This window comes from Bacillus sp. FDAARGOS_235 (assembly GCF_002073415.2).
Taxonomy (GTDB): Bacteria; Bacillota; Bacilli; order Bacillales; family Bacillaceae_G; genus Bacillus_A; species Bacillus_A toyonensis.
This window is the reverse complement of record NZ_CP020437.2, coordinates 268911-280680: the sequence shown is the minus strand read 5'-3', so window position 1 is coordinate 280680 and position 11770 is coordinate 268911. Positions and strand designations below refer to the sequence as shown.

Genomic DNA, 11770 nt, shown 5'->3' with positions numbered 1-11770 from the left:
ATCCCCCTAATATTCATTTCATCTATTCGTTAATTTTCAAGCCAACTTCAAGCCCATGGAGAAATACTTGATGGCTATCCAAACATAAAAATTGCTCAATCTCTTCAAATTTCATATGACCAACTGAACAAACGCCTAAATTCAAAGTCTCAGCCACCATATTTAAGGTAGCAGTGATAATACCAGACTCAATACAAGCAAATAAATATCCATCTGAACCGTATTTTGGGATGGAAGCGTTCGCATTATAAACCAAATAAACTGAAAAGGCAGACTGAGTAAATAAATCTTGGTTAATTAACTCATGATCACTTTTGATTACTTGATCAATATTATTTACAATCACAAGACAGTTTTTTGATGGGTTATAATAATAAAATCCAGCTTTCATACCTTCTATACGTTTTGGTTTTATATAAATAAAGATATCAATAGGGTAGAGCCCGCCTGCACTTGCGTAATGATAGTATATATTTTCTTTCCTAACCTGTTTTAGAGTTGATATGAATTGGGAAAATTCTAAAAAACTAATATGTTTTTTCATATCGAATTGGCGACAAGACCTACGCTCCTTGATTATAGTTGGTAGCTCATTTGTTGTTTCAAGTTGAATTTCGGCTGGTCGCGCGGAAACGTGCGTTCGATTCAATTGTTCACTCATATACATATCTAAATATTCTTTAGAAAAGCGAATCTGGTCGCTATATGGATTTGGAAAAATCTTTTCTTGTGTGGAAAATACTTCTCTTGGGTGTAATATGTTACTTACTAACACACGATTTTTTATCATAAGCTCTATTGTTTTTTGTGTCTCTTCTACATTTCCTAAAGAAAAGCGTTCTACTAGTTCACTAATTTTCACACCTTTTTGAGTCAAAAAATAAAACTCAGGAAACCACTCAGACAGAATACCTGTAAATCTCATTTCCCCTATCAAAACTTCATTATGCAACTTCTCCCAATGTTTAATAGGAGACCAATAATAAATTTTCTCGCTCATATAACCCTCCATAAACTTTTAACTTAATTTTCAAATACACTTTTCTAATCTACAAAAATAATTTTTAGATTCTTCCTCTTGTCTCGAAGTGATTATAAATACATGTACTTCAATAAAGCTTGAGAATAATAAAATAACTTTTTCTTCATTAAAATTTTTTATTTCATCATAAAAAATATTTTTTTATTAGACATTTCACATCCTTTCCCATAGTAATCCTATAAGGTATAAACCATTTAGAACATTGAGAATATTCGTGTATTTCCAATGTGAAATTATTGTAATGGATTGGAAAGCAGATGGATATAGTTATTAAACACAATAATATTGAGAAAGTTTTATTTGTTATAGCAATAAAATTTTCTAATGAGATTTATTACATATAGCTTAAGAAAAGAATTTAATATTTTTCTTTTGAAGTTAGTGTGAAAATGCAACTTACTTTTACATACAAGTTATTTACTAACATATCGTATTTAAAATAGAGAAAAGACACCTTAAATGGTGTCTTTTCTCTATTTTAATTCCATATACTTTTTCATCTTTGCTATTTTTTAAACGATTTGTAGGAATTAATACAAAGATATCTTCTCCTCCTACTGTTACAATAGAAATAATTTCTTGTCTATTTCCTTTATTAAATTGTAATATAATTACAGTATGTGAAATTATATTAATTTAATTTTAAAAGCGAAGTGAAAATAACCGTCACTTCGCTTTTTGCATGTACAATCCTTATTACATGTACTCAATTCAGTATATACTTCCACATGACTTGCTTTTATTTAATCGGTTTCGCTGTTTTTAAAACGAATGAACTTAATGCAGGAACTTTAATTTTATTATTATGGACAACATAAAGTGTTTTACTACCTGCCTGCTTACCATCTACTAGTACTTTCCAAGGACCTTTCGATGGCAAAGTTATGTCAACGGATTCTCTATTTGCATTGTGAGCCACCATAAAGTTTTCATTTTTATTCCCATTGCCCTTTCCATCTATTGAATAAGCTATAACATTTTTGGGAGCATCTATAAATGATATATGCTTTTTAATTTGCTCAGTAGATGTCATTCGAAAAGCTGGGTACTTTTTGCGTAAATCTATTAAGCCCTTCATATAATCTACTTCATTATTATATGCTGCACGGCGTAACCAATCCATCTGGTTAATTGAATCAGGAGATTTGTAACTGTTATGATCACCATATTTCGTGCGCATAAACTCTTGCCCTGCATGTAAAAATGGAATTCCTTGTGATGTTAATAAAATTGAAGAAGACAATTTGTGCATTTGTTTTCGCACTTCTGCACTGTCACCTGGATTAGTTAACTCAAGTTTATCCCATAATGTATGATTGTCATGAGCTTCCACATAAGTTAATACCTGTTCCGGATCTTGATAGGTAGACGAATTTGTATCATAGTCAATGCCTGCTGTAATGCCTTTTTTAATACGGTCTTCCATGTTTTGCTTTCCATTTACAAAACCATTTTCTTTCTCTTCAAATACACTACCTTTCAATCCATCACGTATATTATCGTTAAAATGAGCAATCCCTTTCATTTTCTCCGCGTTTTTTTGATTTGCTTTCAACTCAGCTGCAAGAGGTGTATTTAAATCCCAGCCTTCTCCATGCAGTATAATGGAAGGGTCAATTTGATCAACAGCTTTACGTATCTCATTCATTGTTTCATAATCATGAATGCCCATTAAATCAAAACGGAATCCATCTAAATTGTATTCTTTTGCCCAATATGTGACAGAATCAACCATAAACTTCCTCATCATTTTTCGTTCTGAAGCAGTATCATTTCCTACTCCAGTTCCATTTGCAAATGTTCCATCTTCATTGTATCGGTAATAATAACCTGGAACTAACTTATGAAAATTAGATTCAGCCGCATTATACATATGGTTATATACTACGTCCATTACAATACGAAGATTATTATCATGTAGCACTTGAATCATTTGCTTTAATTCAGTTATTCGAACAGTCGGCTCATATGGATTTGTAGAATAGGAGCCCTCTGGGACGTTGAAGTTTTTCGGGTCATATCCCCAGTTGTATTGTGGTTCATTTAAAGTTTCTTCATTGACTGATGCATAATCAAATATCGGTAAAAACTGAACGTGCGTAACACCAAGATCTTTCATATGATCAAGTCCTGTTTTTACACCTTCAGGCCCTTTTGTTCCTTTTTCTGTTACCCCTAAATATTTTCCTTTCTGTTTAATGCCACTTTCAGGTTGGATGGAAAGATCGCGTACATGCAATTCATAAATAATAGCATCTTCCGGTTTTTTAAATTCCGGTTTTTTATTTGCTTTCCATTTTTTCGGATTTGTTTCGTTTAAATCAATGACTACACCTTTATCTCCATTTACAGAAGCAGCACGCACATATGGATCAACTGCTTCAGTCCATTTATCCCCAATTTTCACCTTATACGTATAAAAGAGACCTTTTTGTTTCCCTTTAATTTCTGCTTTCCAAGTTCCCTTTTCACCTTGTTGCATGTTTATTTCAGTACCTATTTTATCGTTCCATTTTTTATATGTAACTAACTTTGCTTCACTCGCAGTAGGAGCCCATACACGGAATTTTGTATGTTGCGGGGAATATATATTCCCTAGATCGTTACCACTATAATAAAATAATTTATCAAACTCTTCGCTACGAATGACTTTACCGATTTCAGTATTCATATAAGCTAAGTTTTCTATTTTAACTTTGTATGTCTGTTTTAAATCAATTTTCTGTTCTGTAATTATTTTCACCTTATTAGTAATATCTCCACCATTTTTATCAAAAGGATTAATTTCCTTAATTTTAATGCCCTCAATTTCAATTTTCTGTTCCTTACTATTAAAAGGAACATTAGTCGTTACAGTGATTTCATTAAAACTATCAATAGTAGCTTTTTGAATTGTGAGATCTGAAGAAGGCTTAGAGTTATATACTTTTTCATCACCCGAAAGAATCCATACTTCAGCACGACCGTCCTTTATATTTTCAATCCAACGATCGCCACCATCTTTTTCCCACTCATTCGTACGAATAATAAATCCTACACGATTATAGTCACCATCTATTTTAATCTTTGCGTACTTTCCAAATTCATCTTCACCAGTAAATTCATATGATTTACCATTTGCATTTTCTCCCCACATCCAAAGATTCCAGTCTTTTGTGTTTCCAGACTGCTCTTTGTAATGAACGATAATTTCAGTTGTTTTTGAATTTGAAACTGCCTTCACATTCTGAAAAGAGAAAACAGATGATAACATAACGATTATAGTAAGTAATAAAACTGATTTGTTAATTAATCTTTTTGTTATTCGCACCACATACACCCTTTCTTTAAATAGTACGAGCGATTTATTATGCTCGTATAAATTACACTGCTTAAATTAAACTAGAAATCTCTTTTACTTCACCTCCATATTGGCTATTTTCACATATGTATTTCAATGACCTTTTAATACGAAAGCGTTTGCATTAAAACTTAAAAAAATAGATTTTTTATGCCTTTATATACTTATAAATACTAAAAGATCAGGGAAATCATTTTAAAGCAATCGTTTGTTATCGTTTTCATTCTATAGCACTTTCTATCAAGAGGTCAATATATTATTAATTTTCTGTTTTTATATACATTTAACCTTATATATTATTCGCAACGTATTGAAGATAGACAGCCTAATTATCGCTTAGTAAGTTTATTATCAATAATGCATTGCTGTGTAAAAAAACAGCTAATATCCTTAAAGTGGCATTAGCTGTTTTTCATAATGTATTAATATAAGAATGAAAATAATACTTCTAACTTACTTAATTTTTGCTGCATCAAATGCCTTTTGAACTGCTTGAACTTCAGCTGTATTCGCTCCATATTTATTAGTTGCCACTCGAATACATGCAGACTTCAATTCTTTGAAATTAGAAGTCATGTTTAACTCATCTGTATTTGCATAATAGAAAATATCAAACATTTTATCTTCACCAATTCCTTTAACAGTTACTCCGTTATGAGTTCCACCTTTTGCAATGAGATACGCAACTTTATTAATAATGCTTGAATTAAAATGAACGCCGCCTTGATCCCAGCCATTAAAATCGTTAAATTCACTGTAATCATCTGGATAAGGTACTCCAAGTGAAGATGGCACAGAAGCTGGGTTTTCCATATCACGGAAAACAGATCCGGTTTGTTCACCCATTGTCCAGTTAAATGTTCCGTTATTTACGTATTTCTCAATAGATGTTCCCATAATATCAGATAGTGCCTCATTGATTGCACCAGATTCACCGTAATATTCAAGATTAGATTCGCTAGAAGTAACAGCATGTGTAAATTCATGTCCAGCTACGTCATATGCTTTAACGATAGGATCGCCATATACAAGCATACTTCCATTATTAGCACTTAATGCATTCTGCCAATTTTTCGGATCGTTCGTATCTTCAGAATCCCAAGCATGTACAACTGAAACTACCTTTTGTCCCTTATTATCAAAACTATTACGCTTGTATTTATCTTTGTAAAAATCAAATACCTTTGTTGCTAAGTAATGAGCACTTACTGCTTTTGGATCGTTAAATGTTGTTGAAGTACTAGTTGCTAATGTACCAGGATAATAGCTTTCTTCTTTAGTAATATCTTTGTAATTCACATCATAAGTTTCAATTCCTTGCCCTCTTGTATAATCAGCAAGCGCATATTTGCCATTACTTTGTTTAGAAATACCAAATGAACGAGAAATACCTAAATCATCTTTTCCTGTTCCAGTTAATGATGTAAGACTGCTTTTTTTACTTTCCTTTAAGGCCCCAACTAGTTTTTCACTTGCTTTTAAGTTAGATTCTTGTACCATATTTTTTAACATATTGCCATTTTGCGCATTTACTAAATAAGTTCCAGAAACATAGTTTGGTGTTGCAGCTTCAAATGTAACTTGGTATGCATTGCTAGCTTGTCCATTATTTTCATCAACAAAAATAACTTCCTTAATTTCTGGCTCAGAAATAAACTTGATATCGTTCCCGTACTTCGTAAAAATATATTGTTTTGCTTCATCTTTTGATAGATTAATAGTTTTTTTCAATTCTTCTTGTTTTAAATTTTGCGCGCTATCACCTGAAACACTTTTAATAACCCCCTTATTATCTACGTGTGCGGTTAATTGATGGCCATATACTTCTTTTCCTTCATATGTTTGCTGGATACGTACGAGTGTAGTCCCATCATACGAATCACGTTTTTGAAGAACTTTATAATCTACTCCTGTTTCTCCATTGACTTGTTTTTGGGACAGAGCTTGTTCTGTTTTCTCCTTAAGTGCATCCTTTACTACATTTTCTGGTGCCTTTTGTGACGGTTGTGTAAGTTCACCCGAACGGAACGATTCCTCCTGAATTTGAACTTGTAGTTGATCTGTTTCCTCTGCATGACCTATTCCGTATGGTGCCACAGCTGTTAAAGCTAATCCTGTTGTTAATGCTACCTTAGTTAATGTCTTTGTGTTTTTCATTTTTTCACCTCGTATAATTTTTGAAATAGAAAGCTTGTACAAAGTATACTGTCTATTTATGTCGAAAAAAAGAGAAAATACAAAATTTATGTAATATTATGCAAAATTACATAAATTGTGGTCAATATTGTAAATAATTAACGGAACACATAAGTACATTAATTTGAATAAAAAAAGAATCCTTTTTGGCAGCGCTCATCCAATTGGTTAGTTATTAATTACCTATATTTATTCTAATAAAAGTACACTTACATCTAAATAACAACATAAAAACCCACTCTTTACTATTGTAAGAGTGGGTTTAATGCTATTAAAATAACAATTACTATAAGAAACCTTATAATTTATATTTTTTTAGTAATCCTACTAAGTTTTTTATAAAATTCACCTTTTGTCTTTGTATGATTAAACTGATTTGGATTAATATTAGCTTTTTGCGAGAGTGCTACAATCTCTTCTTTTGTAATTGAATCTTTAGTATTTATAGATGCTATATTTGTATATTTTCCATCTTCTGTTTTTGGAATTTCTAAAATCCCTTTATTTACAAGATCAACTACAGCTTTATGCTCTGAAGAATGTGTATCTACACCAGTAATTTTCCAATTACGCATAACTTTTGGCGTATATACACCGTTCTTTACCTCTTTTAAATACGTAATAGCAAGGTTACGAATGGTTCCACCTGTTTCTCCGAATGCATTCTCTTGTTTAGATGACCAAGTTTGTTCAAATTTACGTCCCTCTAAAGCTCCCCCTTTTGCCTGTAGAGCCTCCATTCTATACGCATTCATTCCTAGCGTCATAACATCGCTCATTTTAATCGGTTTATTTGTACGAATAGAGCGTAAATTTGTAATTCTACTACCATATGGCTTTGTTAAATCAATTTCGTATTTTACGCCTCCAAAGAAATCATTCGTACTGTATTTAGACGCGCGACGGTTTTTATCAAAACTAACTGTTACATCTCCGGCACGAGATGAGTTAAAATATCCTGCTGCCCATTCCATATAGTCTTTTAAATCTTTTCCAGTTATCTTGTAAACTGTAATTTCTCCCAAAGCATATTGATAATTATACGCAATATCTTTCTTCTTTATAGGCCCTATATCCAAACGGGCAGAATCATTATCAATTTGATGGGCTACTACATCCGCTTTACTGTAATGGAGCATAACTTCATGAAAGAAATCTGATAAAGGTGTCTCTTGAATCTGCACACTTGGAATACCCTTTATTTCATTTTCAGGAACAAGGTTTCTCCCTTTTAATTGAGCAACTACAACATTTGCATCTCCTCTTGCATACTCATGAAAAGGTGTTAATGTTTCTTCAAGTGCAGAATCAGATAATACTGTTGTTCCATCAGCATTTTTTACAGGTATAGCGGTAGCTGTTTTATCTTTTAAAACAAGCTTTCCATCTTGCTTTGTAAAAGTAAGGTCAATACGTGAAATATGCGTTCCATATTTATCTGGTTCTGTAATAATTACGCCATTTACAACTTCTTTTTTTACAAGTTTATGCATATGAGCCGCGAAAATAGCGCTTAGTTCCGGACAAGCATTCGCAATATCTTGAACACCAGTACCTGGGATTCCATTCTCATTTTCTAGTCCCATATGCATAACCCCTACCATTACATCTACTTTACCTTCTAATTCTTTAATTGCCTTTTTTGTCTCTTCTACTGGATTTTTCACTACTAAACCATCCAAATGATCTGTCCCTTTTTCAAAATCACTAATCATTGGTGTATTCATACCAATAATCCCGACTTTAATTCCACCTTTTTCAACAATCGTATATGCAGGAAGAAAACGCTCTCCATTTTCCTTATAAATATTTCCTGCTAACGTCTTTCCTTTATATTGCTCACTAACTTTTTTCAATGTATCTAATCCAAAGTTGAATTCATGATTTCCAAATGCCCAGGCGTCATATCCCATTGTATTCATCGCTACCATCATTGGCGATTGTGGCTTATCGTTGAATAATTCTACTGAGTTTCCTTGAATTGTATCCCCGGCATCTACTAATATGGTATTTGGATTTTCTTGACGTACCTTCTTTATAACCGTATAAAGCTGCGTCAAACTTCCACTCATATTTGCTCCATCAAGCGCATAATCCCAAGGCATAAATCTACCATGAATATCTGCAGTACCTAACAATGTAATGTTAACATCAGATTCCTCAGCCTTAGAAATAGCTGGTTTGACTGTTACTGCTGTTACAAGAAGCATAAGAATAATAAAATAGCATACATAGTTCTTCCATTTCATTTTTTGCATAATAACAATATTTCTCCCCTTTTTGTACTGGCATAAAGTTGCTTGAACTTTAAAAATGTAACTTATTATTCGGAAAAATTCAACTACAAAAGATAATTTTGGAGGTGGTTTTACTGTGAAAATATAGAGAATCAAATGCATATTTCCCCTAACAGAATAGTATGTTATCGTTTTCTAACAAAATACTTCTTCCTCCAACGTGTGAAGAGCGCTAAACCAACGGTAGATGTATATGTGCTTTCAAAATTTTGGACATATAACTCATTTTCGGATTTCATTACCAATTTACTTCCTTCTATATGAAAATACTGAGATCACTTCCAAAAATAATAACCCCGCTCTTCATTTAAGACGGGGTTCCACTTATACAGCAAATCGGATTCAGTTTTTTTTCGAATGTTCGTTTCCTCTTCAGGAGTAAGATCTGCTAGTTTCGTATTTTCTTCTGCTTATTAGTTGCGTTCAACTACATTCATCATAATTTTAATCAGGATTTGAATTTTATCACTCGAATCCTTGATACTATCCCAAATCGCCCAATAAAAAGATAATGATTTTTACTTTTCAACTTCACAAAGCAATTTTATCTCTTTAATTTGTTCTATATGACGCTGTTCATGCAAATAGATCAGTTCTATCCACTGATCTAGAAGTAATTCTCCAAGAGCTGGATGCATCACTGATTTTTTCGCTAATATAGATTCATCTTCTATTGTACGCAGGAAACGCATCAATTCTTTTCTAGCGTTGTTTAACAAATCAATCATTTGCTGTACTTCAAATGTTTCTATACTTGGTTCAATCATTTCTGGAGCTATAAATTTTATCGATCTATCTAATACAATAGCGTGAATTTCTTTACGCTCATTTTGGATACTATCCATCTTTTTTAATCCTGACGAAATAACTGTTATAACTCTCTCGTCTAATAAAACTAAGTGATGACAAACTTGTGCTATACTCCATTTATCCTGATCTGGTTTTCTATTAAATTGAGCATCACTTAACAAAGTAATTTCCTCAAATAATTGCTTTCTCGTTTCATCAAACTTGTCATTTACAAATGTATTCATGTGAATTCTCCTTTCATTAGAACCTACATACTTAGATTCCTACGTTAGAAATATTCTCTATAGAAAAAAGATTTTCCTTCACTACTATTTCAATCAAATCTTTTCTTGCTTTAATAGTTTCTCTAATTCACGACGAAATATATGCGTTTTCTCAAAATCCTTGAGGTTTTCATGTGCTACAGTTACACCATAATACTTTCCACTGAATCCTTTCGATACAACTACGTAAAACGTTCCTAATTATCAATCTAGCATTAAGTAAATGTAAAAAATCACCCTATTTATTCATTTTTCATGCGTATGTATGTACATTTGTTAATTTATTCGATATATTATGGGTATTGAATGATTACGAAAAGATAATAGGTCGCTCGTATAACACCTTATATTTTTATATCCGTGAAAACTGCAAAATGTATGAAATTCCATTTGTCAAATGAATTTAATGCGGAAGGAGGTTTGTGGTTACTTCATCGGGATATAATAATCAGTTTTGAACTGATAAAAATATAGGAGGCGACATAATGTTTCGTACGATTTCAAATTTCATGAGAGTAGCTGAGATAAGAAACAAAATTCTTTTTACACTAGCGATGCTAATTGTTTTTCGAATTGGCACATTTATTCCAGTTCCTCATACTAACGCAGAGGTATTAAAGGTACAAGATCAAGCCAACGTTTTAGGTATGCTAAACGTATTTGGTGGAGGAGCATTGCAACACTTCTCGATCTTCGCTGTAGGTATTACACCATATATTACAGCTTCCATCATAGTACAATTACTACAAATGGACGTTATACCTAAATTTTCGGAATGGGCAAAGCAAGGTGAAATGGGCCGTAAGAAGTCAGCTCAATTTACTCGATACTTTACAATCATTCTTGCATTCATACAATCCATTGGGATGTCTTATGGTTTTAATAATATAGCAGGTGGACAATTAATAACAGATCAAAGCTGGACTACATACTTATTTATTGCGACAGTTTTAACTGCAGGTACTGCATTTTTACTTTGGTTAGGTGAACAAATTACCGCTAATGGTGTTGGTAATGGGATTTCAATGATTATCTTCGCAGGACTTGTTGCGGCAATTCCGAATGTTGCTAATCAAATTTACTTGCAACAATTTCAAAATGCAGGCGATCAATTATTCATGCACATAATAAAAATGGTTTTAATTGGACTCGTAATTTTAGCGATTGTTGTTGGTGTCATTTACATTCAACAAGCTGTTCGTAAAATACCCATTCAATACGCTAAAGCTGTATCAGGAAACAATCCATATCAAGGAGCAAAAAACACTCATTTACCACTTAAAGTAAATAGTGCTGGTGTAATTCCAGTAATCTTTGCTTCAGCCTTTTTAATGACGCCGCGTACAATTGCGCAGCTCTTCCCTGATTCAGGCGTATCCAAATGGTTAGTCGCAAACCTTGATTTTGCACACCCAATTGGAATGACGCTTTATGTCGGTCTTATCGTTGCTTTCACATACTTCTACGCATTTATTCAAGTAAATCCTGAACAAATGGCTGAGAATTTGAAAAAGCAAAACGGTTATGTTCCTGGTATTCGTCCTGGTAAAGCGACAGAGCAATATGTAACCAAAATTTTATACCGTTTAACATTTATCGGTGCAATTTTCTTAGGTGCAATTTCAATATTACCACTCGTATTTACGAAAATTGCTACGTTACCACCTTCTGCTCAAATTGGTGGTACAAGCTTACTTATTATCGTCGGTGTAGCACTAGAAACAATGAAGACGTTAGAAAGTCAACTTGTGAAACGTCATTACAAAGGGTTTATTAAAAAAGTGAATTAATTATAAAAACACAGTTGGTTATTTTCCCAGCT

At 32.7% G+C, this 11770-nt stretch carries 6 protein-coding genes; 1 reads left to right on the top strand and 5 read right to left on the bottom strand.

Going from position 1 to position 11770, the window contains the following annotated elements; translation table 11 throughout:
• Positions 1 to 22: 22 nt before the first annotated feature.
• The 5 genes from A6J74_RS03065 to A6J74_RS03040 form a co-directional block, all read right to left on the bottom strand.
• Positions 23 to 1000, bottom strand: a complete 978-nt coding sequence (locus tag A6J74_RS03065) for a SagB/ThcOx family dehydrogenase (protein ID WP_001290973.1) — start codon at positions 998 to 1000, stop codon at positions 23 to 25.
• 781 nt (positions 1001 to 1781) lie between these two features.
• Positions 1782 to 4352, bottom strand: coding sequence for a type I pullulanase (gene pulA, locus A6J74_RS03055; protein ID WP_001223298.1), 2571 nt, complete (start codon positions 4350 to 4352; stop codon positions 1782 to 1784).
• A gap of 483 nt (positions 4353 to 4835) precedes the next feature.
• Complete coding sequence (locus A6J74_RS03050) at positions 4836 to 6539, bottom strand: M4 family metallopeptidase (protein ID WP_000799180.1); 1704 nt, start codon at positions 6537 to 6539, stop codon at positions 4836 to 4838.
• A 344-nt stretch (positions 6540 to 6883) separates the two neighbouring features.
• Complete coding sequence (locus A6J74_RS03045) at positions 6884 to 8836, bottom strand: bifunctional metallophosphatase/5'-nucleotidase (protein ID WP_002038889.1); 1953 nt, start codon at positions 8834 to 8836, stop codon at positions 6884 to 6886.
• A gap of 557 nt (positions 8837 to 9393) precedes the next feature.
• Complete coding sequence (locus A6J74_RS03040; protein ID WP_001091625.1) at positions 9394 to 9909, bottom strand: DinB family protein; 516 nt, start codon at positions 9907 to 9909, stop codon at positions 9394 to 9396.
• 524 nt (positions 9910 to 10433) lie between these two features.
• Here A6J74_RS03040 and secY point away from each other — a divergent pair.
• Positions 10434 to 11738 carry a preprotein translocase subunit SecY gene (gene secY / locus A6J74_RS03035; protein WP_000490108.1) on the top strand — a complete coding sequence of 435 codons (1305 nt, stop codon included), beginning with the start codon at positions 10434 to 10436 and terminating at the stop codon, positions 11736 to 11738.
• Positions 11739 to 11770: the final 32 nt, after the last annotated feature.

Excerpts from the sequence above, each read along its gene's own strand:
- A6J74_RS03065 (WP_001290973.1), bottom strand. The coding sequence starts at position 1,000 with ATGAGCGAGAAAATTTATTATTGGTCTCCTATTAAACATTGGGAGAAG.
- A6J74_RS03050 (WP_000799180.1), bottom strand. The coding sequence starts at position 6,539 with ATGAAAAACACAAAGACATTAACTAAGGTAGCATTAACAACAGGATTA.
- A6J74_RS03045 (WP_002038889.1), bottom strand. The coding sequence starts at position 8,836 with ATGCAAAAAATGAAATGGAAGAACTATGTATGCTATTTTATTATTCTT.
- A6J74_RS03040 (WP_001091625.1), bottom strand. The coding sequence starts at position 9,909 with ATGAATACATTTGTAAATGACAAGTTTGATGAAACGAGAAAGCAATTA.
- secY (WP_000490108.1), top strand. The coding sequence starts at position 10,434 with ATGTTTCGTACGATTTCAAATTTCATGAGAGTAGCTGAGATAAGAAAC.